20 protein-coding genes are annotated in these 23,204 nt (G+C 57.8%); 12 read left to right on the top strand and 8 right to left on the bottom strand.

What is annotated here, in order from left to right; all coding sequences use genetic code 11:
- On the top strand, positions 1-972 hold the full coding sequence (locus tag BJP35_RS10590; protein WP_086463087.1) for a LacI family DNA-binding transcriptional regulator: 972 nt from the start codon (positions 1-3) through the stop codon (positions 970-972).
- Here the strand turns inward: BJP35_RS10590 and BJP35_RS10585 are convergent, their stop codons facing one another.
- Positions 973-2,217, bottom strand: coding sequence for a mechanosensitive ion channel family protein (locus BJP35_RS10585; protein ID WP_086463086.1), 1,245 nt, complete (start codon positions 2,215-2,217; stop codon positions 973-975).
- A 66-nt stretch (positions 2,218-2,283) separates the two neighbouring features.
- On the bottom strand, positions 2,284-3,720 hold the full coding sequence (locus BJP35_RS10580) for an MFS transporter (RefSeq protein WP_032681520.1): 1,437 nt from the start codon (positions 3,718-3,720) through the stop codon (positions 2,284-2,286).
- A 107-nt stretch (positions 3,721-3,827) separates the two neighbouring features.
- Here BJP35_RS10580 and BJP35_RS10575 point away from each other — a divergent pair, with 107 nt between their 5' ends.
- Together BJP35_RS10575 and BJP35_RS10570 are read left to right on the top strand one after the other, a co-directional pair.
- On the top strand, positions 3,828-4,697 hold the full coding sequence (locus BJP35_RS10575; protein WP_014168966.1) for a helix-turn-helix transcriptional regulator: 870 nt from the start codon (positions 3,828-3,830) through the stop codon (positions 4,695-4,697).
- Positions 4,694-5,728 carry a hypothetical protein gene (locus tag BJP35_RS10570; protein ID WP_047744075.1) on the top strand — a complete coding sequence of 345 codons (1,035 nt, stop codon included), beginning with the start codon at positions 4,694-4,696 and terminating at the stop codon, positions 5,726-5,728. Before BJP35_RS10575 ends, BJP35_RS10570 begins: the two co-directional genes overlap by 4 nt.
- A gap of 121 nt (positions 5,729-5,849) precedes the next feature.
- Here BJP35_RS10570 and nfsB read toward each other — a convergent pair whose 3' ends face one another.
- The 3 genes from nfsB to BJP35_RS10555 all read right to left on the bottom strand — a co-directional run bounded on the left by nfsB (position 5,850) and on the right by BJP35_RS10555 (position 7,573).
- Positions 5,850-6,503 (bottom strand): oxygen-insensitive NAD(P)H nitroreductase, encoded by a 654-nt coding sequence (gene nfsB / locus BJP35_RS10565; RefSeq protein WP_020885136.1) that lies wholly within the window; start codon positions 6,501-6,503, stop codon positions 5,850-5,852.
- A gap of 121 nt (positions 6,504-6,624) precedes the next feature.
- The gene (locus tag BJP35_RS10560) at positions 6,625-6,993 is read right to left on the bottom strand and encodes an MmcQ/YjbR family DNA-binding protein (RefSeq protein ID WP_032677586.1); all 369 of its coding nucleotides are present in this window, start codon (positions 6,991-6,993) and stop codon (positions 6,625-6,627) included.
- A complete protein-coding gene (locus BJP35_RS10555; RefSeq protein ID WP_020885134.1) occupies positions 6,983-7,573 on the bottom strand; it encodes a TetR/AcrR family transcriptional regulator in 591 nt (196 codons plus the stop codon). Before BJP35_RS10555 ends, BJP35_RS10560 begins: the two co-directional genes overlap by 11 nt.
- 190 nt (positions 7,574-7,763) lie before the next feature.
- Between BJP35_RS10555 and BJP35_RS10550 the strand changes: the two genes are divergently transcribed.
- Together BJP35_RS10550 and BJP35_RS10545 are read left to right on the top strand one after the other, a co-directional pair.
- A complete protein-coding gene (locus BJP35_RS10550) occupies positions 7,764-8,867 on the top strand; it encodes an MBL fold metallo-hydrolase (protein WP_047744074.1) in 1,104 nt (367 codons plus the stop codon).
- A gap of 32 nt (positions 8,868-8,899) precedes the next feature.
- A complete protein-coding gene (locus tag BJP35_RS10545; RefSeq protein ID WP_020885132.1) occupies positions 8,900-9,241 on the top strand; it encodes a RamA family antibiotic efflux transcriptional regulator in 342 nt (113 codons plus the stop codon).
- 59 nt (positions 9,242-9,300) lie between these two features.
- Here the strand turns inward: BJP35_RS10545 and BJP35_RS10540 are convergent, their stop codons facing one another.
- Complete coding sequence (locus BJP35_RS10540) at positions 9,301-9,549, bottom strand: DUF1158 domain-containing protein (RefSeq protein WP_025204775.1); 249 nt, start codon at positions 9,547-9,549, stop codon at positions 9,301-9,303.
- A gap of 488 nt (positions 9,550-10,037) precedes the next feature.
- On the opposite strand from BJP35_RS10540, the gene BJP35_RS10535 reads away from it, so the two are divergent.
- The 3 genes from BJP35_RS10535 to BJP35_RS10525 all read left to right on the top strand — a co-directional run bounded on the left by BJP35_RS10535 (position 10,038) and on the right by BJP35_RS10525 (position 17,058).
- A complete protein-coding gene (locus tag BJP35_RS10535; protein ID WP_047744073.1) occupies positions 10,038-12,746 on the top strand; it encodes a cation-transporting P-type ATPase in 2,709 nt (902 codons plus the stop codon).
- Positions 12,747-12,852: 106 nt separating this feature from the next.
- Complete coding sequence (locus tag BJP35_RS10530) at positions 12,853-13,914, top strand: efflux RND transporter periplasmic adaptor subunit (protein WP_020885129.1); 1,062 nt, start codon at positions 12,853-12,855, stop codon at positions 13,912-13,914.
- Positions 13,915-13,923: 9 nt separating this feature from the next.
- Positions 13,924-17,058: an efflux RND transporter permease subunit gene (locus BJP35_RS10525; RefSeq protein ID WP_086463085.1), complete on the top strand. Its 3,135-nt coding sequence runs from the start codon at positions 13,924-13,926 to the stop codon at positions 17,056-17,058.
- Here the strand turns inward: BJP35_RS10525 and BJP35_RS10520 are convergent.
- Complete coding sequence (locus BJP35_RS10520; RefSeq protein WP_040016833.1) at positions 17,009-18,130, bottom strand: YbdK family carboxylate-amine ligase; 1,122 nt, start codon at positions 18,128-18,130, stop codon at positions 17,009-17,011. The two genes, BJP35_RS10525 and BJP35_RS10520, sit on opposite strands and share 50 nt — an antisense overlap.
- Before the next feature lie 143 nt (positions 18,131-18,273).
- On the opposite strand from BJP35_RS10520, the gene BJP35_RS10515 reads away from it, so the two are divergent.
- Positions 18,274-19,164, top strand: coding sequence for an oxidoreductase (locus tag BJP35_RS10515; protein WP_020885126.1), 891 nt, complete (start codon positions 18,274-18,276; stop codon positions 19,162-19,164).
- Here BJP35_RS10515 and BJP35_RS10510 read toward each other — a convergent pair.
- Positions 19,161-19,955 carry a helix-turn-helix domain-containing protein gene (locus BJP35_RS10510; RefSeq protein ID WP_020885125.1) on the bottom strand — a complete coding sequence of 265 codons (795 nt, stop codon included), beginning with the start codon at positions 19,953-19,955 and terminating at the stop codon, positions 19,161-19,163. The two genes, BJP35_RS10515 and BJP35_RS10510, sit on opposite strands and share 4 nt — an antisense overlap.
- Before the next feature lie 118 nt (positions 19,956-20,073).
- Between BJP35_RS10510 and BJP35_RS10505 the strand changes: the two genes are divergently transcribed.
- Genes BJP35_RS10505 through BJP35_RS10495 form a run of 3 tightly spaced genes read left to right on the top strand, consistent with a single transcriptional unit; the run spans position 20,074 to position 23,097 of the window.
- Positions 20,074-22,029: an FUSC family protein gene (locus BJP35_RS10505; protein WP_086463084.1), complete on the top strand. Its 1,956-nt coding sequence runs from the start codon at positions 20,074-20,076 to the stop codon at positions 22,027-22,029.
- Positions 22,019-22,234, top strand: coding sequence for a DUF1656 domain-containing protein (locus tag BJP35_RS10500; protein ID WP_020885123.1), 216 nt, complete (start codon positions 22,019-22,021; stop codon positions 22,232-22,234). Before BJP35_RS10505 ends, BJP35_RS10500 begins: the two co-directional genes overlap by 11 nt.
- Positions 22,231-23,097 (top strand): HlyD family secretion protein, encoded by an 867-nt coding sequence (locus BJP35_RS10495; protein ID WP_020885122.1) that lies wholly within the window; start codon positions 22,231-22,233, stop codon positions 23,095-23,097. Before BJP35_RS10500 ends, BJP35_RS10495 begins: the two co-directional genes overlap by 4 nt.
- The last annotated feature ends 107 nt before the right edge of the window (positions 23,098-23,204 follow it).

Raw genomic sequence — 23,204 nt, 5'->3', positions numbered from 1 at the left:
ATGTCCATTCAGAAAATCGCTCAGCTTGCCGGGGTGTCCGTGGCAACGGTCTCCCGCGTGCTTAACAACAGCGATACCGTGAAAGCGAAAAACCGCGAACGCGTCCTGCAGGCGATCAAAGAGAGTAATTACCAGCCCAACCTGCTGGCGCGCCAGCTGCGGACTGCCCGCAGCTATATGATTCTGGTAATGGTGTCGAACATCGCTAACCCGTTCTGCGCCGAAGTGGTGAAAGGCATTGAAGAGGAAGCCGAAAAGAACGGCTACCGCATTCTGCTGTGCAACTCCGGCTCTAACATTGAACGCTCGCGTTCGGGGCTGAGTTTGCTGTCCGGTAAAATTGTCGACGGCATTATCACCATGGATGCCTTCTCAAAGCTTCCTGAACTGGCCGCCCTGATTGGCGCTGCGCCGTGGGTGCAGTGCGCCGAATACGCGGATGCCGGTGCGGTCTCCTGCGTCGGGATTAACGATGTGGACGCCTCGCAGCATGCGGTCAGCCAGCTTGCCGACGGCGGGCGCGGGCGGATCGCGATGATTAACCACGACCTGAGTTATAAATATGCCCGCCTGCGCGAGCGTGGCTATAAGAGCGTTATCCACCTGAAAGATCTGGCTTACCAGGCGGTGGAATACGCCAGCGATCTCAGCTTCGGCGCCGGAATGGCGGCGATGCAAAACCTGCTGAAGGAAAACCCGCCGGACGCGGTCTTTGCCGTTTCCGATACCCTGGCGGCAGGCGCATTGCATGCGATCCAGCAGGCGGGATTACGCGTGCCTGAAGACATTGCGGTAGTCGGGTTTGACGGTACGGAACTGGCGGAGATGATTTCGCTCACCACCATCGAACAGCCGTCGCGGGATATTGGGCGCAAGGCGGTCGATTTGTTGTTGAATAAAATCGATAACCCGGATGCGCCCACGGAAAGAGTGATGATGGACTGGCGCTTTATCTCCCGCGCCAGCGCCTGATTATTTCGCTATTACGCCAGTCAGCGAGCGAATATCGTTTCCGGTCGGAGATTGATGAATACGCAGACCAAATTCATCCACCACCGCGAATATATGGTCGAAAATATCGGCCTGAATCGCCTCATATTCCGCCCAGACGACCGTGTTAGTGAACGCGTATATTTCAACTGGCAGCCCGTTAGCTTCTGGTGCTAACTGGCGAACCATCAATGTCATATCTTTGCGGATCCGCGGGTGATTACGCAGATATTCATTTAAATAGGCGCGGAAGGTTCCAATATTGGTCATTTTGCGCAGGTTCAGCACCGATTCGCCTTCACCGTTTTCCTGATTCCAGAGCGAAATTTCTTCGTGACGCGCCGCCATGTACGGCTTAAGCAGCTTCGCCTGAATCAGCTGCTGTTGCTCCTGCTCGTCGAGGAAGTGGATGCTGGTGGTGTCTATATTCAGGCTACGCTTGATGCGTCGCCCGCCGGAGGCCGACATGCCGCTCCAGTTGATAAAGGCATCAGAGACCAGTGCCCAGGTCGGAATGGTGGTGATGGTATTGTCGAAGTTGCGCACCTTGACGGTGGTCAGGCCAATGTCCGTGACCGTGCCGTTGGCTCCGTATTTTGGCATCTCCAGCCAGTCACCGAGTTTAAGCATATCATTGGCGGAGAGCTGGATCCCGGCGACAAGCCCGAGGATCGGGTCTTTAAACACCAGCATTAACACCGCAGCCATGGCGCCCAGGCCGCTAATCAGAATGGCTGGCGACTGACCAATCAGCAGCGAGATAATTAAAATCCCCACCAGAATAGCGCTCACCAGTTTTATCCCCTGGAAGATGCCCTTCAGCGGGAGCTGCGAGGCTGTCGCCATCTTTTGCGAAAGATTGAAAATGACGTCCAGCAGCGAGAAGAACGAGAGCAGGGCATACACCATCACCCACAGCCTGGCGCAGGTGGTGAGCATTTCCGCGGCTTCGCTGCCTTTTTGCAGCCACAGTACCGCCTGAACGTTGACAATTATCCCCTGCAGGGTAAAAGCGACGCGGTGAAATAACTTGTTCTGGGTAATGATTTGCAACCATAAATGGCTGCTGGCCTGCGCGCGCTTCTCAAAGGCCCGCAGGACCACTTTGTGCAGAATAAAATGAACGATGAGTGCGGTAAGAAAAATAATACCAAAGATAATCACTAAAGAGGTGGTGTGATTAATTTCAATGCCTAACTCTTCAACCTGAGCAATTAATTCCTGCATAACGTCTCCTGTATTGATGCAGCCCCATAATGGCGGCTGCGGATCTATTATGCAAATTCGTCAGGGTTATTTGACGGCGTGGCAGGTCGTCACCACCGGCAGGCACAGCCGATGGCGAACCCGCAGCGTCGCCAGCGCGAGGATCACCATCAGGCCAGTTTCCACCGCGAGGAAGAGGGTGATCGCCTGAGTGTAATCTCCGTGATGATTTTGCAGACCGTGCAGCAAAATCGCGCCAAAGATGGCCGGGCCGAGTCCAAGTGCCGCCTGCTGCAGCGTGCTCAAAATGGCGCTCGCCGCCCCGGCGTCATCAGGCTGAATATCGCGCATGCCAATACGATAAAAACTGTTCACGATCAGCGCCTGACCGTAGCCGACCAGCCCGGTCGCGGGTGCCAGCGTCAGCGCGGTATTGTGCATTCCCCAGAGGCGGAAGGTGACAATCAGCGCCAGCAGGCCCGCTATCTGGATCGCCAGACCGGTCAGCAGAATGGTACTGGTGCTGTAGCGGGCAATCAGACGCGGGGCAAACCACGCTGAAATAAAGTAGGTAACACCCAGGGCGATAAAACTGTTGCCAGACTGCCACGGCGCCATCCCCAGACCGGTTTGCATGGTTAACGCCATGCAGAACATAAAGCCGGACCAGACGCTAAAAAAGAGCAACGCAATCAGCACGCCAAAGCGGATACTGCGCAACTGCAGCAGGCGCGGCGGGATCAGCGGATGTGCATCGTCCCGCTCTTTTTTGCGGGCGTTGAGGGCCATTAACCCGGCAAGCGGAATAATGGCGATAAGCGCGACCTTGAGCGGCCAGGACCAGTGCCACTGCGGGCCAAGCGCCATCGGGAACAGCAGGCAGCAGAGGATGATCGCCAGCAGGACGGTGCCCGTCCAGTCAATGCTTGATGGCGTGTCGCGGCGGGTTTCCGGCACGTAGCGGCGGCTCATGGCCAGCACCACCAGACAAATCGGCACGTTGATAAAGAAGGCGTTGCGCCAGCCGAGGCCGGCAATGTCCGCCGATACCAGCCAGCCTCCGCCCATCTGGCCGACGATAAACGCGATGCCGCCGATGCCGCCAAAGAGGCTGATGGCCTTCGCGTGGGCCGTGCCTTTCAGCGTTACGTGCAGGGTGGCGAGAATTTGCGGCATGATCAGCGCCGCGCCAGCCCCCTGAAGAATACGGGCGCCCAGCAGTTGTTCAATGTTGCCTGCCATTCCGCACAGCAGCGAGGCCAGGCCAAAGCTCGCCACGCCCCACATGAAAAGACGACGGCGGCCAAGGTTATCCCCCAGCTTGCTGCCGAGGGCAAGGCAGACGGCAAAGGCCACACCGTAAAGGGCCACAATTAATTCCAGCTCGGTGGCCGTAGCGTGCAGCGAATGGGTGATAGCATCCAGCGCCACGTTGGTGATTGAGGTATCAATCAGCGGCAGCATCTGGCCGGTTAACAGCAATATCAGGCCTGCGCGGCCCGGTGAAACGACTGACGTATTCATGGTAACTCCATTGCGTCATTCAACAGATGGTCGTAGCATCAACGATCTGATAAACGGGTACCAGTTCTTGCTTATACTGGTACTGGCACTACCATGCAGGGGGATTTATGGCGCTGATGTCTGAACCCGTCGTCTCGCTCAAGGATGACACCCGAAAACAACTTGGTGCGTTTTTACGCGCCCGACGCGAAAGCCTCGATCCGCAGCGGCTCGGCCTGCCGCGCAGCGGTCGACGCCGCACGCCCGGGCTGCGCCGTGAAGAGGTGGCCCTGCTGGCGGACGTCGGGGTGACCTGGTACACCTGGCTTGAGCAGGGCAGGGACGTCAATCCGTCCAGCGCGGTGATGGCCGCCGTGGCAAAAGCGCTGCAATGCACCCCGACCGAAGCGCGCCATCTTTTTGTGCTGGCCGGGCTACCGCCGGGTGAAGCACCGCAGGCCACCTGCTGTGAAGGGATCAGCGAAGGCACGCGCCGCCTGCTTGATACGTTGATGCCGAAACCGGCCAGCATTCAGAAACCCAATTTCGACATCGTGGCCTGGAACGACAGCTTTGGTCATCTGATGGGGGTCGATTTCAATGCGATCCCCCCGGAAGACCGCAACTGTATTTATCTGTTCCTCACCCACCCGGCATGGCGCGCCCGTCTCGGCAGACGTGACGATGTGCTGCCCGTCTTTGTCTCCTATTTCCGGGCGGCGATGGCCGAGCACCGGGGCGACCCGCTGTGGGAAGCCAAACTGGCGCGCTTCTTTGCGGTGTCTGAGGAGTTTAAAAATCTGTGGCATCAGCGCAATGACGTGCGCGGTGTGGAAAACCAGCTCAAGTTGTTTACCCATCCTGAGCTTGGGGAATTTACCCTGCAGCAGATGTACTGGTACTCTGCTCCACGAAACGGTTCCCGGTTGCTGGTGTATCTGCCAGTGGATGAAGCCGGGGAGAGAGCAATGGAATGGCTGACGGAGCAGGCAAAATGAAGGTTACCGGCAAACAGGAGCGGCTGCTACGCCGCGCACTCAACGAGTGGCAACAGGAAGGCACATTAACCGCTGACGACCATCAGCGGCTGGCCGGTACGCTTCAACGCGTGACCATGGACTGGCAGCGGCTGAGCCGCTATGCCTTCTGGACGGCACTCGCCTGCGTCATTATCGCCATCGGCAGCCTGTTCTCGAACAGCGAACTGATGGCGCGCATTATCGAATTCTTCGCTTTTTCCTCCCTTGCCCGCATCGGGCTGCCGGCGCTCCTGGCCGTGCTGTTTTATTTGTGGGGCTTCAGCCGCCAGCGGCGGGAGACGCAGTGGCATTACAGTACCGAAGCGATTTTGTTCCTCGGAGTCTTGTTTACCGCCATCGCGCTCTGGCAGCTGGGTGAACGGCTGGATAATGGCAGCGGCCACATCGCGCCCCTGTTCCTGGCCGGCTGTGCCGTCTATGGCCTGGTAGGCTTTTTCGGCCGCTCCGGGCTGGTCTGGCTGTTCTTCTTGCTCTCGCTTGGCAACTGGTTTGGCGCGGAGACGGGCTATATGTCCGGCTGGGGCGCTTACTGGCTGGGGATGAACTATCCGGTGCGCTTTATCTTTTTCGGCGGCGCGCTGCTGGCCCTGTGCTGGATCCTGCGCGCTCTGCTGCAGTCCCGTCATCTCTACACCACCAGTAAAGCGATGGGGCTGACGTATCTCTTTGTCGCCCTGTGGATCATGTCGATATTTGGTAATTACGATATCGATAACTGGTACAGCGTGACCCAGGCCTCGTTGCTGCCGTGGGCGCTGCTGTTTGCGGTGGCGGCGGTTCTCTGTATTTACATCAGTCTGAAAACCGACGACGGCATGCTGCGCGGGTTTGGCCTGACGTTCCTCGCCATTAACCTCTATACCCGCTACTTCGAATACTTCTGGGATGGGATGAACAAGGTGGTGTTCTTCCTGATTCTGGCGGCGTCGCTGGCGGTGATAGGGCGGTATGCGGAGCGGATCTGGCATGCCGGGAGTGCGGAGAAGTAAGTTTTGCGCGTGTTGATCGGGAAGACGCAGAAAACGCCGTCTGCGTGAGATGCTGACTCAATGGCGAAACCAGGCAGATGACGCGTGATTGAAAACGGGCCGCAGTTGCGGCCCGTTTGTCTTAGCACTCGGTCACAATCGTGCTCAGCGGCAGGCGAGATTTTGGCAGCGTGGCGTTGAAATCTTCCACGCTGTGGTGTCCAACCGGGACCACCACCAGGCTGGTGAAGCCTTTCTCTTTCAGGCCAAACTCTGCGTCGAGAATGGCGGCGTCAAAACCTTCAATGGGTACGGCATCCAGGCCCAGCGCGGCCACGCCTAACAGGAAGTTACCGACGTTGAGGTAAACCTGTTTCGCCATCCACTGGTCGTCATCTTTCAGATCCACGCGGTGCATATCGGCGAAATAGCAGCGACCTTTGTGATTCGCCGCTTTTGCTTCTGGGGTGTTGAAGCGACCGTCGGCCTCTTCCTGATCGACGACGCGCTCAAGCCATGCATCGTCCATGGCGGTTTTCGCGCAGAACACCACCACATGAGAGGCGTCCATCATTTTGCGTTCGTTGAACACGTAAGTGCCTGCCGCAGATTTGGCCACGCGCGCTTTACCTTCCTCAGTGCTGGCAATAATAAAATGCCATGGCTGGGAGTTCGTGCTGGACGGGCTGTACTGCAGCAGGGTTTTGATCTTCTCCGCTTCTTCAGCGGTCAGTTTCTTGCTTGGGTCAAACGCCTTGGTGGAGTGGCGTTTCAGGGCAACGGAAATGATATCCATAACAACTCCTGGTGATAAAGTTCGCCCGCGTGCGGGCGCGAAAAGGAGTGCAGATTACCGTGCGAAGCGGGAAAAGATAAGTGCATTTTGAGCGCTTAATCTGTTCGTCTCAGACGAACAATCAGCGCGGCCTGATCCATTTCTGGTCTTTTTTCGGCAGTTTATCGACGACCAGATTCCAGGAATCGTTGATGAGATCGGCCACCAGTTCCGGCGTAACATCGTCGGTGCCGTAGAGTGAAATCCAGTGCTTTTTATTGAGATGATACCCCGGCTCAACGCCGCGGTAGATCTGCTGGTTTAACAGGGATTTTTCCGGCTCGGATTTCAGGCTGACATGCGGTCGCCCGTGAGCAACCGCAACAATCATGAAAATCTTGCCACCCACTTTAAACACATCAAATTCCGGCCCGAACGGCCAGCAGTGTTCGGTGAACGGCAGTTCCAGCGCCACGCGTTTGGCGTGTTCCTGCAGCGATTTACTGTCCATCAATATCCTCGGAGGCGAGTCCACGCCACATGGCTTCAAAGCCCAGCGCTTTAAAATCGACGGCGCGGGACGGATCGCGGGTGGCAAATTCCATGGTGGTTTCGGCAAGCGATAAGAACATGGCATCACCAAAGGTACGAAACTCATCGGACATAAATACCGGACGCACTGCGCGACGGCACAGTTCATGCAGCTCCGGGAACATCTCCTGCACGGCCTGCTCCGTTTCTGCGCTGATCTTCTCGCTGACGCCAAGCTGGCGAATGGCGGCGTGAGCGACAGGATTACGGATGCCCCAGTCCACGTAGCTGTTCCAGATATTGCGGGTATGTTCTTTGGGGAGGGTGAGCGTGCGATCAAGCTCCGCCAGCATCGTCTGGCAGAGATCCTGCTTCAGGTGCAGATAGAGGGCATTCAGCAGATCGTCTTTGGTAGCAAAGTAGCGGAACAGTGTGCCTTCAGCGACGCCCGCGTTCCGGGCAATTAAGGCCGTTGAGGCGGCAATACCTGACTGTGCAAATGCAGCGGTTGCTGCGTCCAGTAAGGCCTGTTTTTTATCTTCACTCTTCGGACGTGCCACTAAATTGTTCCTCCTGTCAATTGTAAAAACCTTGATTGAAACACGTGCTTTGACAGGCTGCAACGCGCAATGTCAAAGATCGAAAACGTCTTGACGACTTTATCATCATATCTATAATGAGTGCTTACTCACTCATAATCAAGTTCAACCCGCGTAAACCATCGGATGGGGCGCGTTTTCGGGTCAGGATATGAAAAAGCCTCTATTCATCTGCGTGGTGTTCGTCATGATTATTGCTTCAGCTGCGAGTTTACCTTTTGTCCTGAATCCTGGATTTGGCCAGCCACCGCAGGGTGCGCAGCTTACCGAAGTGGAGGCCTCCCCGCAGTATCGCGACGGGAAATTCCACAATACGTTGCCGACACCGGGCTTCACCGGCGAGCAAAATATGCTGGTGGCGTGGTGGCAATTTCTGACCCGCAAAACCGAAAATGCCCGTCCCGCGCAGCCGCTGCCGCTGGTGAAAACCGATCTCGCCAGTCTGCCGCTGGAGCAGGACACGCTGGTCTGGCTCGGTCACTCGTCGTGGTATATGCAGCTGGCGGGTAAACGTATTCTGATCGATCCGGTGCTCAGTAACTATGCCGCGCCGTTCTCGTTCCTTAATAAAGCTTTTGCGGGCGAGTATCCCTGGCATGCGCAGAACATGCCGGAGATCGACCTGCTGATCATCTCCCACGATCACTACGATCATCTGGATTACGCCACCATCAGTGCGTTACTGCCGAAGGTGAAACGTGTGGTTACTCCGCTGGGCGTTGGATCTCATCTGCGCTACTGGGGCATGAAGCCGGAAATTATCGACGAGCGCGACTGGAACCAGTCGGTGTGCATCAGTGATGACTTAACGGTGCACGTCCTGCCGGCACGTCACTTCTCCGGACGCGGGATTAAACGCGATCAAACCCTGTGGGGGAGCTTTATGTTCGTCACGCCGGCGCAGAAGGTTTATTACAGCGGAGACTCTGGTTACGGCCCGCACTTCAGGGCCATCGGTGAGCAGTTCGGCGAGGTGGATTTAGCCATCATGGAAAACGGCCAGTACGATCGGGACTGGAAGTACATTCACATGATGCCGGCGGAAACGGCGCAGGCGTCGGCTGACCTTAACGCGAAAGCTGTCGTGCCCGGTCATAACGGACGCTTTGTGCTGGCGAAACACACCTGGAACGATCCGCTGATCCAGCTGGCGCAGGCCAGCAAAGATAAAAATTATCGGCTACTGACGCCGGAGCTGGGTGAACCTGTTCATGTGAGTGATACCACGCAAACCTTTCGTGAGTGGTGGGAATAATGTTTAAGCGAGAAGCAGAGGGGGAGAGCAGTATGACCATTTCCGCTCAAGTCATCGACACCATCGTCGAGTGGATCGACGACAACCTGCACCAGCCATTACGTATCGAAGAGATCGCCCGCCACGCGGGTTACTCGAAATGGCATCTGCAGCGTTTGTTTATGCAGTACAAGGGCGAAAGTCTCGGGCGTTACATTCGCGAACGCAAGCTGCTGCTGGCAGCGCGTGACCTGCGTGAATCGGACGAGCGTGTCTACGATATCTGTTTGCGCTACGGCTTTGATTCGCAGCAGACGTTTACGCGTATCTTTACCCGTACCTTCAACCAGCCGCCTGGCGCGTACCGCAAAGAGAACCACAGCCGGACACACTGAACGTGTCGTTATGCAGAAATCCGACCGGGTAAGGCGCAGCCGCACCCGGTTTTTTTTACTTACGATGCCAGTGAAAACCAGCGACGCCAGACGAAACGCAGGATGAAGAATTCGAGGGCGCCAAGCAGTAAAAACCACACGCAGAACAAAATGGTGTACAGCTGGTTAAGATCGACCATGTGGAAGATCGTCATCAGCTTTTTCGCCAGCACCAGCCCAAGCGACGGCGCAGGTAACAGCAGGCAGGAGAGCAGGGCCATCAACAAAATGCCCCCCGCTGTGAGCAGCGATTCTAACGGGTGTTTCATCTTAATGTTAATCGTCAGTTAAAAATGTCATTGTCCGGCATCGCGGAACGTAAAGCAATATAAACCCGGCAGACGTTTTTTGTTAAATCAAATGCGCTTTTCTGCGAATAAATAACAGAAAGAGAATAATCTCTCAGAAGCGATTAAATTATTATCGCGTTATGTAAATAAATGTCCTTGTCATGCAAATAATTTTACAAACATATAAGTGCTATATCCAATTAACGTGGCAATAACAATGGCTGCGACAATGTATAACGCCAGGCGGCGTGCGCGATAAATACCAAACATGGTTCCTCCTCGTTTAGCGTTGGTTTAGAAATATTTTGTAAAAATCATCGTATTCGAATAATAGTTATTAGTTTTGAATATCCCGGCAGTAATTATATTGCGGTAGATCAATTTTACCCGCAAGCCTTAAAAATGAATTTATTAAAGCCAGAAAGGAATTCAGGCTTCCGTCCACCGTATATTGAAGGAAAAATACGATGACCAAAAAAAATCTCTCTCAGAACATGCCACCTGCTGGTGGGCAGGCGTATCAGCAGACCGTTGAGCAAGTGCTTGCTAACAAGCAGAGCCAGGCAAGCGGCCTCGACCGTGCTGAAGCGCAGGCACGTCTGCATCAGTATGGCCCTAACGCGTTGCCGGAGAAAAAAGGCAAGCCCGCCTGGCTACGTTTTCTCGCCCATTTTAATGATGTACTGATTTACGTTCTGCTTGCCGCGGCGGTATTAACCGCAGTTATGGGCCACTGGGTCGATACGCTGGTTATCCTCGGTGTGGCGGTAATCAACGCGTTAATTGGCCATATTCAGGAAAGCAATGCGGAAAAATCCCTGAAGAGTATTCGCAATATGCTCTCCAGCGAAGCGCGCGTCATTCGCAATGGTAATCATGAAACGCTACCGACAACTGAAATAGTCCCGGGCGATATTATTGTATTACGCGCGGGGGATCGTATTCCGGCGGATATGCGTTTAATCGAAGCGCATAATTTACGCGTGGAAGAGGCTATTCTGACCGGCGAATCTACCGTGGTGGATAAACACATTAATCCGCTGACCGGTGAATTACCGCTGGGCGACCGCACTAACCTGGTCTTTTCCGGTACGACCGTGAGTGCAGGGGGCGGCATTGGCGTGGTCATTGCCACCGGGCAAGAGACTGAACTTGGCCACATTAACCAGATGATGGCGGGTATTGAAAAGCATCGTACGCCGCTGCTGGTGCAGATGGACAAGCTGGGGAAAGCGATCTTCGCCATTATTCTGGCGATGATGGCGGCACTGTTTGTCTTCAGCCTGGTGTTCCGCGAAATCCCCATGGGCGAGCTGCTGCTCTCTCTGATTAGCCTGGCGGTCGCGTCCGTGCCGGAAGGTCTGCCAGCCATTATTTCTATCATCCTTTCTCTTGGCGTGCAGGCGATGGCACGCAAGCGGGCGATTATCCGCAAGCTGCCAACGGTTGAAACCCTGGGGGCGATGACCGTGGTCTGCTCGGATAAAACCGGCACCCTGACCATGAACGAGATGACGGTGAAAGCCATCATTACTGCCGACAGTTGCTACCGCGTGGACGGTAACAGCTACGAGCCGGTGGGGAACATTTACCTGGAAGGCAGCGACGAGCCGATGCAGATCCAGCCGGGCACCGTGCTGGAGCAGTACCTGCGCACTGTCGATCTCTGTAATGACAGCCAGCTGATTCAGGACGAACGCGGTCTGTGGGGCATCACCGGTGGGCCGACCGAAGGGGCGCTGAAGGTGCTGGCGGCGAAGGCGCATCTTGAGCCGGTGATGACCACCCTGATTAACAAGATCCCGTTCGATTCGCAGTACAAGTACATGAGCACCCACTATCAGATTGGTCACGAGGAGCACATCCTGATTACCGGCGCGCCGGACGTGATTTTCGCGCTGTGTAAACAGCAGCAGGCCCGTAACGGCGCTGAAGCGTTCGACCGCGCTTACTGGGAAACCGAGATGGAGCGCTATGCACGTCAGGGGCTGCGTATGGTTGCCGCGGCGTTCAAACCGGCGAACGGTGAGCAGGCGCTGACGCATGACGATCTGAATCACGGGCTGATCTTCCTCGGTATTGCCGCAATGATGGATCCACCGCGTCCTGAAGCGATTGATGCGATTCATGCCTGCCAGCAGGCCGGGATCCGCGTGAAGATGATCACCGGGGATCACCCGCAGACGGCAATGAGCATCGGCCAGATGCTCGGGATCACCAACAGCGAGCAGGCGGTGACGGGCTACCAGCTGGAGAAAATGGACGACGCTGAGCTTGCAGACGCCGCGGTGAAATATGACATTTTCGCCCGTACCAGCCCGGAGCATAAGCTGCGCCTGGTGAAAGCCCTGCAGGACAAGGGTGAGATCGTGGGCATGACCGGCGACGGTGTGAATGACGCTCCGGCATTGCGCCAGGCGGACGTGGGCATCGCAATGGGCATTAAAGGCACCGAAGTGACCAAAGAGGCGGCGGATATGGTCCTGACCGACGATAACTTCGCGACCATCGCCAGCGCGGTAAAAGAGGGGCGTCGCGTTTACGACAACCTGAAGAAAACCATTCTGTTCATTATGCCGACCAACCTGGCGCAGGGGTTGCTGATTGTTATTGCGCTGCTGGCAGGGAACATTATCCCGCTGACGCCGGTACTGATTTTGTGGATGAACATGGCAACCTCCGCCACGCTCTCCTTTGGCCTGGCCTTTGAAGCCGCTGAGCGCAACATCATGAAGCGTCCGCCGCGTCAGACCGGACAGCACGTGATGGATGCGTACGCCGTATGGCGCGTGGCCTTCGTCGGGACCATGATTGCCATCGCCGCCTTTGCGCTGGAAGCCTGGCTGGCACCGCGCGGCCACAGCGCGGAGTTCATCCGTACCGTGCTGCTGCAGATGCTGGTCTGCGCCCAGTGGGTATACATGATTAACTGCCGCAACACTGAAGGGTTCTCCCTGAACCGTGGCCTGCTGGCGAACAAAGGGATTTGGCTGGTCACGGGCGTGTTGTTCCTGCTCCAGGCGGCAATCATCTACCTGCCGTTTATGCAGATGCTTTTCGGTACGGAAGCGCTGCCTCTGCGCTACTGGTTCGTCACGCTGGCGGTAGCCGCGGTGATGTTCTTCGTTGTTGAAATCGAGAAGCGACTGACCCGCAGGTTCCGTAAGGCTGCATAACCTTTTGCCCTCACCTTAACCCTCTCCCGCCGGGAGAGGGGATGCTGACCTCCCTTTCATTGGGCAGAGGGCCGGGGTGAGGGAAACACATCAGAGGTACATCCCCATGAAATTCCCGCTCCTGTTCGTCCTCCTCGCCCTCTTTCAACCCGCGTTTGCTGCTGCCATTCCGGTTCGCGTGGCGGTTGTGGAGCAAACGACCCACGCAGCTGAACGGCACGTGCCTGGCCGCATTGAAGCCATTCATACCGTCGAGATAAGAGCGCGCACGGAAGGCGTGATTACCCAGGTTCATTTTCGCGACGGACAATACGTGAAAAAAGGTGACGTGCTGTTCGAGCTGGACGATGCCGAGCCACGCGCCGCCGTGCGTCTGGCACAGGCTGAGGTAAAGAGCGCGGAAGCCACGCTGCGTCAGGCGCAGCAGCAGCTTTCACGCTTTGAAAGCCTGGGCAACAGCAATGCCATCAGCCGTCACGACGTGGATAACGCGCGCATGCAGCGCGATGTCGCCAGCGCTGCGCTGGAGCAGGCGAAAGCTCGCCTCGAAACCCGTAACGTGACGCTGGCGTACACGCGCATCACATCGCCGATTGATGGCCGCGTGGGGCACAGCCAGTTCCATGCCGGCAGCCTGGTGAACCCGTCAAGCGGCGTGCTGGTGGATGTCGTGCAGCTTGATCCGATCCGTATCGCCTTTGCGCTGGAAGAGGGGGCGTTTGCCACCAAAGCCGGACAACATGCGGATATCAGCGCCCTGAAGCGCGCCTGGCAGGCGCGGATTGACAGCAATGGTCAGCGCCTGAACGGTGAACTGACCTCCGTGGACAATCGTATCGACCCGCGTACCGCCAGCGTGATGCTGCGCGCCGAATTTGCCAACCCGCGCCATCAGCTGCTGCCGGGCGGCAATGTGAATGTTTACCTGCGTCCGGCAAGCGCGCAGCCGGTGCTGACAGTGCCTGCTGCGGCGGTACAGCAAAACGGCGAGGGATTCTTTGCCTGGGTGGTTAACGCAGAAGGCAAAGCCGAAAAACGCCCGCTGAAGATTGCCGGACAGATTGGCCAGCAGTTTGAGATTTCATCCGGCTTACATCCCGGTGAGCGAGCGATCACCGACGGTGCCCAGCGCGTACAGCCTGGCGCAGCCGTCCAGATACTGAATTAAGGAGCCATCATGCTGACGTTTTTCATCAAACGCCCGCGCTTCGCGATGGTGATTGCGCTGGTGATAACCCTGCTGGGTGCCATCGCGCTGAAGATTATCCCGGTGGAGCAGTACCCGCAGATCACCCCACCGGTGGTGAATGTCTCCGCCAGCTGGCCCGGTGCCAGTTCGGCTGACGTGGCGGAAGCCATTGCCACGCCGCTGGAGACTCAGCTTAACGGCGTGGATCACATGCTCTATATGGAATCCACCAGTTCGGATGAAGGTGCCTACAGCCTGAACATCACATTTGCAGCAGGGACCGATCCGGATCTGGCCGCCATCGACGTGCAAAACCGCGTGGCGCAGGCTGTAGCGCAATTGCCCACCGAGGCGCAGCAAAACGGCGTGCAGGTGCGTAAACGCGCTACCAATCTGATGATGGGGGTAAGCCTTTACTCACCGGACAATACCCACACGCCGCTTTTCGTCAGTAACTACGCCAGCACGCAGGTGCGTGAAGCGCTGGCGCGTTTGCCGGGCGTCGGGCAGGTGCAGATGTTTGGCGCGCGCGACTACAGCATGCGTATCTGGCTGCGTCCGGATCGCATGAACGCCCTGAACGTGACCACCGATGACGTGGCTCAGGCGTTACGCGAGCAGAACGTCCAGGGGGCGGCAGGCCAGGTCGGAACGCCGCCGGTATTTAACGGCCAGCAGCAAACCCTGACGATTAACGGCCTGGGGCGTTTAAATCAGGCTGAGGACTTTGCAGACATCATTATCCGTGCAGGGGAGATGGGCCAGCTGGTGCGCCTGAAAGATGTCGCCACGATTGAACTGGGGTCGCGCAGCTACAGCTCCGGCGCCCAGCTGAACGGGCATGACTCGGCCTATCTTGGCATCTACCCTACGCCGTCCGCCAACGCCCTGCGCGTAGCCGATGCGGTTCGCGCGGAGCTAGAGCGACTTTCGGCACGCTTCCCGGACGATCTGACCTATGAAGTAAAATTCGATACCACCACCTTTGTCGCCGCGACCATCAAGGAGATTGGCGTCTCGCTGGCGCTGACCCTGCTCGCCGTCGTGGTGGTGGTTTCCTTATTTCTGCAGAGCTGGCGTGCGACGCTGATTGTGGCGCTCGCCATTCCAGTGTCGCTGGTCGGCACCTTTGCGGTGCTCTATACCCTCGGTTATTCGGCCAACACGCTCAGCCTGTTCGCCATTATTCTGGCACTCACCATGGTGGTGGATGACGCCATTGTGGTGGTGGAGAGCGTTGAAACGCTAATGGCGGAAGGGCAAAGCCGCACGGCGGCTACCGCACAGGCGCTGCGCCAGATTGCCGGGCCGGTGATTGCCACAACCCTGGTGCTGCTGGCGGTGTTTGTGCCGGTGGCGCTGCTGCCGGGGATCGTGGGGGAGTTGTATCGCCAGTTCGCGGTCACGCTCTCCACCGCCGTCACGCTCTCAAGCCTGGTGGCGCTGACCCTGACGCCAGCGCTCTGTGCACTGTTGCTGCGCCCGCGCCCGAAGAAGCCAGCCGCGGTTTACCGCGTTTTCAACCGCGGACTGGATACCACGCGCACCGTTTATACCCGCATCGTTAACTGCATTAACCTTCGTCCGTGGCTGGTGCTGCTGGCAACGGCCGGCGCGGCGGGCGTGGTGGTGTTCAGCTTTATGTCGATGCCAAAGGGCTTCCTGCCGCAGGAAGATCAGGGCTACTTCTTCGCCAGCGTGCAGTTGCCGGAAGCGGCGTCGCTGGAGCGTACCGAAGCGGTGATGACCACCGCGCGGGAGCTTATCGCCAGACACCCTGCGGTCGAGGATGTGATTCAGGTCTCCGGTTTTAACATTCTCAACGGTACCAGCGCGTCTAACGGCGGGTTTATCTCCATCATGCTGAAGACATGGGGGGAGCGTCCGCCGCTTGATGAGGTGATGGGAACGCTGCAGCGTCAGCTGCTGGCGCTGCCGGAAGCGACCATCATGACCTTCGCCCCGCCGACGTTGCCGGGGTTGGGCAACGCCTCCGGCTTCGACCTGCGTATTCAGGCCCAGGCGGGGCAAAGCCCGGCGGAGCTGGAACGCGTTACCCGCAACGTTCTGATAAAAGCTAACCAGCATCCGCAGCTTAACCGGGTGTTTACCACCTGGAGCAGCAACGTGCCGCAGCTGACGCTGACCGTTGATCGCGAGCGCGCTGCCCGCCTCGACGTGCCGGTCTCGCGCATCTTCAGCAGCCTGCAAACCGCCTTTGGCGGCACGCGTGCCGGGGATTTTAGCGTTAACAACCGCGTCTACCACGTGGTGGTACAGAACGAAATGCAGTGGCGCGAGCGTGCCGGGCAAATCAGCGAATTGTTCGTGCGCAGCAATAACGGTGAGCGGGTGCGTCTGAGTAATCTTGTCACGATTACCCCGACCGTTGGCGCACCGTTCCTGCAGCAGTATAACCAGTTCCCGTCGGTGTCAGTGAGCGGGTCGGCGGCAGACGGCGTGAGCAGCAGCACGGCGATGGCCGTGATGAGCGAGCTTCTGGCGGAAAACCTGCCTGCCGGGTACGACTATGCCTGGAGCGGGATGTCTTATCAGGAGCAGCAGACCGGAAATCAGGCCATCTGGATTGTCCTGGCCGCAGTGGTTATGGCGTGGCTGTTCCTTGTCGCGCAGTATGAGAGCTGGACGCTGCCCGCGAGCGTGATGCTCTCAGTCCTGTTCGCCATCGGGGGCGCGCTGGTGTGGCTGTGGATCGCGGGATACGCCAACGATGTGTATGTGCAGATTGGCCTGGTACTGTTAATCGCGCTGGCGGCCAAGAACGCGATCCTGATCGTCGAGTTTGCCCGCGCACGGCGTCATGAGGGGATGGCGATTGTCGATGCGGCCCGTGAAGGTGCCTCCCGCCGCTTCCGGGCGGTGATGATGACGGCGGTGTCATTTATTATCGGTGTGCTGCCGATGATGCTGGCGTCCGGGGCAGGGGCGCAGAGCCGCCGCATCATTGGCACCACGGTGTTCAGCGGGATGCTGGTGGCCACCGTGGTCGGCATTCTGTTTATCCCGGCGCTGTTTGTGCTGTTCCAGCGCCTGCGTGAGTGGGGGCATCGCCTTACGGACTCGTCGCCCACAGCTCGCAATGTTTCTGAACCAGAGAAATAAGCGAACCGCCGTCTGCGATAAAATCGCGCATGCGCTGCGCCTCGCTCTTGCCCTGTTTTAACATCAGGGCTATTTCCTTAATCGCGCTCGTCGCGCCGAGCTTCTCGGCCGACGGCGCAACCTGCTCCAGCAGCCACCCAATATCTTCCGCCACGGTTTTGTGCTCGCCAGTCTGCACGTCCGTCAGAATGCCCTCTAACCCGTAACGACATGCCTGAAAACGGTTAAAGCGGTACAGCAGAAAATCCTTTTCCTGATGCTTATAGGGCCGCGTGGTCAGCAGCCAGTGAGACGTCGCCTGAATCAACCCGGCGATGTTGATCGCGTGGCCGAGCGTCAGCGGTGTATCCATCACCCGCACCTCGACCGTGCCAAAATGCGGGCTGGGGCGAATATCCCAGTGCAAATCTTTAATGCTGTCGATCATGCTGGTGGCGCTCAGACGACGAAACAGCCCTTCGAACTCCTGCCAGTTGTTCACCCACGGCATCTGTCCATTATCCGGAAATCCCGAGAAGATATTGAGTCGCGACGAGGCGAACTTTGTGTCCGTACCCTGCATATAGGGTGAGGACGCTGCCAGAGCGATAAAGTGGGGGACAAAGCGCGACAAACCATGCAGCAGATAAATAGCGTCGTCACCGGTCCGACACCCGACATGCACGTGCTGGCCGAATACCGTCGCCTGCAAAATCAGATAGCCAAACCGTTCGAGCGTGACGTTATAGCGCTCGTCATCGCACACCTCCTGACGCTGCCACTTCTGGAAAGGGTGCGTCCCACCGCCGCAGATCTGAATATGCTGCTCCGCAGCGGCGCGCAGAATACTTTGCTGCATCACCGAGATTTGTGCGGCGGCCTGATCAATGTTCTGACACACGCCGGTGGCGATTTCGAGCATGCTCTCGGTGATATCGTGCTTCACTTCCCCGCCTTTGATGTCGTCTTTGACGGCAGCGATAAGGGCGGAGGAGTCCTGGCTCAGATCGTACCCCGGCGGGTTAACCACCTGCAGTTCAAGTTCAATACCAAGGGTATAAGGTTCAGAGGAATGGAAATCGGGTAATGGCATGGTGCACTCCGTTGTCGTAGATGAAATGAGTATAGACAACGGGTATGGCTCCCACTTCAGGCGGTGGTATAAAGGGACGTGTGGCGGCTATGCTGAACGCCACGGCACACTGATTAGGGCTTTAGCGACCAGGGGAGTTAACAATGTCTGACTATCCAACCATTGCGCTGATTGGACCCGGTGCAATCGGAACCACTATCGCTGCGGTGCTGCATGAGGCTGGCCGCACGCCGCAACTGTGCGGACGTACCGCACATCCGCAATTACGTTTGCGGCACGATGAGGGTGAAATCGTGGTACCCGGTCCGGTATTAACCGATCCGACGGTCATCGATCGTCCGTACGATCTGGTTTTTATCGCAGTGAAAACGACCCAGAACGCCGACAGCGCGGGATGGCTGAACGCGCTGTGCGATGAAAACACGGTGGTTTGCGCGTTGCAAAACGGCGTCGAGCAAAAGGCCCAGCTGGCACCGTGGGTCAATGGCGCGACGGTACTGCCGTCGGTGGTCTGGTTTCCGGCGCAGCGTGAGCCGGATGCCTCCGTCTGGCTGCGCGCCAGTCCGCGGTTGACGCTGCCGGATGTGCCGCAGGCAAAACGGGTGGCTGATGCGCTGAACGGCACGCGCTGCGCGGTAGACTTGTCGGCAGATTTTCTTACCGTCGCATGGCGCAAGCTGCTGCAAAATGCGGTTGCAGGCCTGATGGTGCTTGCGAATCGTCGTGCCGGGATGTTCTCCCGTGAGGATATCAGCGAGCTGGCGCTGGCGTATCTGCGCGAAGGGCTTGCCGTGGCCCGAGCAGAAGGCGCGGTGCTGTACGATGACGTTGCGCAGGAGATCCTGGCGAATTTCCAGCGCGCACCTGCCGATTTAGGCACGTCTATCCTCGCCGATCGTCAGGCCAACCGTCCCATGGAGTGGGATATCCGCAACGGCGTGATCCAGCGCTATGGTCGTGCTCACGGTATTCCCGTTCCGATTAGCGATGTGCTGGTTCCTCTGCTTGCTGCAGGCAGCGAAGGGCCGGGTTAACGGCCGCTGACTTTTCGTTCGGCAAAATAGTGCGCGGGCGTGGTGCCCATGGCTTTCCTGAACATGGTGATAAACGCATTCACGGATTCATATCCAAGCGTTGTCGCCACGTTCTGGACCGGGACACCGCTTGCCAGCTCCTGCAGGGCAATAATCAACTGCAGCTGCTGACGCCAGCGGCCAAAGCTCAGCCCGGTCTCGCGCGCCATCAAACGTGCAAAGGAGCGCTCGCTCAGCGCCAGCCGTTTCGCCCATGCTTTCAGGGTGCTTCTGTCGTCAGGATGGCTGACCAGCGCGTCGGCCATGGCGCGAATTTTGGGATGGGCTGAAACGGGCAGGCTCAGCTTCTGCTGCGGCATGCTGGCGAGCTCATCAAGCGTCACTCTGGTCAGCCGCGCGGCATGGCTCTCTGGCGGATAATCAACGCGTTCATGCGTCAAACGGTCAACCAGCGCTTTGATTAACGGGGAAATGGCCAGCGTGCAGCATTTCTCCGGCAGCGCGGCGGCACCGGGCTCAATAAACAGATAGTTGAGATGAGCATTCCAGGTCGCTTTGGCGCTGTGTGCGATCCCGCCAGGGATCCAGACGGCACAGTCTGGCGGCACGATCCAGATATCATTTTCCGCATGACAAATCACCGCGCCATACAAAGCAATAATCAGCTGCCCCTTACGGTGGGTGTGCACCGGCACTTCCGCGGCGTACTCCACGAAATCCAGATGTCGGGCTACGGCCGGGCATGCGGTGGCGTCAGGGTCGAAGAGCGTATTGGCAAGTTTAGGTTTCACGTTTCTGGCAACATTTAGGTATTTTTTGACAGAATAGAGTATTTAAGCGAGTTCGCAAGCCAGTAATAATTCTGGCATGAACACATTAAACGCTTTTCATTTTCATTCGTGGCGCGCCATGCGTGAGCGCTTATCTCCCGTGCTGCGTAACGATGCCAGTGCGTTGCTCTATTCCGCGAGAAGTTTTGCAGCGGCGATGCTCGCTTACTACATTGCGCTGTCGATAGGCCTCGAACGTCCATCGTGGGCCATTATTACCGTCTATATCGTTTCGCAGACGTCGGTGGGGGCCTCGCTGAGCAGAAGTCTCTATCGTCTGGCCGGCACCGTTGTGGGGGCCTGCGCCACCGTTGCGATCGTGCCTGTCTTCGTCAATATGCCGATCCTCTGCAGCGTGATGCTGTCGAGCTGGATCACGTTCTGCCTCTATTTATCTCTGCTGGAGCGCACCCCGCGGGCGTATGCCTTTGTGCTGGCCGGGTACACTGCGAGCCTGATTGGTTTTCCTGCGGTATCCGACCCCGGCGGGATTTTTAATATCGCGATTATCCGTGTGCAGGAGATTGTCATTGGGATCTTCTGCGCGGCGCTGATACATCGCTATGTGTTACCCGCGCGTATCTCCGGCCTGTTCAACAGTAAGTTATCGCAAACCCTGCACGCCGCGCGTGAGCGGGTGGATGACACCCTCGCAGGCAAACCCGTCGCGGTTTCAGACCCGCTGCATCTGGCGCTGGCGCTGCAGTTTCTGCAGGGCATAAGCCACCATATTCCGTATGATTTTGCCCTGTCTGCTTCGGTGCGGCAGGGCAGAAAGGCTATCCATGACCGACTGGCGCGGCTGGTCATCGTTAACTGTGAATTACGCGATCGCTTACCGGCGACGGTGCCTGCCGGGTTGCAGGTATTGCTCGACGACGTTCAGGCCTGGTTGGGGGATAAAGATGCTGCACGCCACAGCACGGCAGATGCGTTAATAGCACGCAGTGAACAGCTCGCAGAGCGCTACGCTGCACAGGCCCGGACGATGAACGACGCGCTGCTGGCCAGTTTTGTCCGTTATCTGACGCAGGCCATTACGCTGTTGCAGCAGTGCGAACGTCTTTCTGATGCCATCCACCATGCGAAGCCCGCCCACGGACTGACAGCGGGCAGGGCAGTTAAAGGGTATGTTTTTCACCGCGATCCTCTTACTGCCGCCCGCACCGCGCTGGGCGCGTTCGCCATCATCCTGAGCGGCTGCCTGGTCTGGATCTTCTCCGCCTGGCCCGATGGCAGCACGGCGGTCTCTATCCTTGGGGTCTGCTGCACGCTGTTTGGCAGTTTCGACACCCCGGCACCGCACATTGTGAAATACATAATTGGCTCGTTCTGGGGCGTATTAATTAGCCTGCTGTACAGCTTTGCGCTGCTTCCGCAGGTGAGCGATTTCCCCGTGCTGGTGGCCGTGCTGGCGCCGGTATATCTGCTGGCCGGGTCGCTTCAGGCACGTCCTCCCACCACGTTTATGGCAATGGGGATCACCCTGACGCTGCCGGTATTGTGCGAGCTGGGTGCCCACTACAGCGGAGACTTTGCCACGGCGGCCAATACCGCCATTGCGCTGTTTGCCGCAACCGGCTTTGCTGTTATCAGCATGAGCCTGCTGCAAACCGTGCAGGCCGACGCGGCCATCGCACGTCTGCACACGCTGTGCCAGCGCGATATTCGTCGCAGCGTGAAGGGCAAGCTTCTGCTGGATGAGACGCACTGGACCAATCTGATGATTGACCGCGCTGCCCTGTTACTGCCGCGCCTGCAGCGCAGCGGACGTGCCTCAGAGCAGGTGCTTAACCCGCTGCTGCGCGCGCTGCGCATCGGCCTTTCGGTGATGCATTTACGCCGCTGCGGTATGCCCGCGAGCAGAGAGATCAGCGCGCGCCTGTATCACCTGAACGACACCGACGCCTTGCGTGAACACATCGCCGACCACATCCGCCTCTGTTTGCCTGCCGCAGATGCACAAACGCGCCAGTTTGTCGGCCATCTGGTGGATTTACATTGCGCATTACGGAGGGCAGACGATGGTCAATGATCTGAATATCGGGGGCGTTTTTATCCCGGGACTGCTTGTCACCGCGCTCGCGGCGCTGGCGTGCACGCTGGCACTCATCGCGCTTTTATCGCTCAGCAGGCTCTACCGTCGTTTGCCTTTTCGCCCGCTGCTGGACGTTTCAACTTATCTGGTCACCTTTTTCCTGCTGATGCAGGGCCTGACCGCGCTGGGGTTATTTAGATGAAATCACTTCTCTCTCTGGTCGGTCGCTATGCGCTGACGTTATGTGCCGTCGCGGCGGCCACGCTTCTGGCTTTTATGATGTGGAAACATTATGCGCAAACGCCCTGGACCCGCGACGGCCGTGTACGGGCGGATGTGGTACAGATTGCGCCGGACGTATCCGGGCCGGTAGTCCGCGTGGCCGTCCGGGATAACCAGTGGGTTAACCGGGGCGATGTGCTCTACGCTATCGACCCGCACTGGCTCACGCTGGCGGTGGCCAGCGCGCAGGCGGAGGTGGAATCCAGACGGCATGAGATGGTGATGCGACAGGATGCCGCCAGACGACGCGCACAGATTAAAGCCGCGATATCCAGCGAGGATTTACAGCAAACGGGCAGCGCCGCGAACGTCGCGGTGGCGAATTATCACGGTGCGCTGGCCGCGCTGGAGCTGGCCGAGCTTAATTTGTCCCACGCCACCGTACGGGCTCCCGTCTCGGGTTATATCACCCATTTGCGGCTTCGCCCGGGGGACTATGCCACCGCGGGGGAGACTAAGGTCGCCATCGTCGATGCGCACAGTTTCTGGGTGGTGGGGTATTTCGAGGAGACCAAACTTCGCCATATTCGCGTTGGGGACACGGCGCATATCGTGTTGATGGGCTATGAACCGGTGATTGCCGGGCATGTTGAGAGCATCGGCCATGGGATCGGTGATAACAACGATGAGACGGGCGGGCTTGGGCTTCCCGACGTCGAGCCGACGTTTAGCTGGGTGCGGCTGGCGCAGCGCGTCCCGGTGCGCATACATATTGATGCATTGCCGAAGGGGATTGAGCTGGTAGCCGGGTTGTCGGCGAGCGTGGAGGTGGTGCCGGAATGAGGGGCGTCAGCGTACCGAAGGGAAATTCGATCGTGAGCGCTCTTGAGCAAAAAAAACCTTACCGCCCGGCAGAGAGGCGGTAAGGACAGGCAAAGTGGCATAAAAGA

This window comes from Enterobacter sp. J49, assembly GCF_002148625.1.
Taxonomy (GTDB): domain Bacteria; phylum Pseudomonadota; class Gammaproteobacteria; order Enterobacterales; family Enterobacteriaceae; genus Enterobacter; species Enterobacter ludwigii.
Note: the sequence above shows the minus strand (reverse complement) of the source record. Positions and strands in the feature narration are given on the sequence as shown.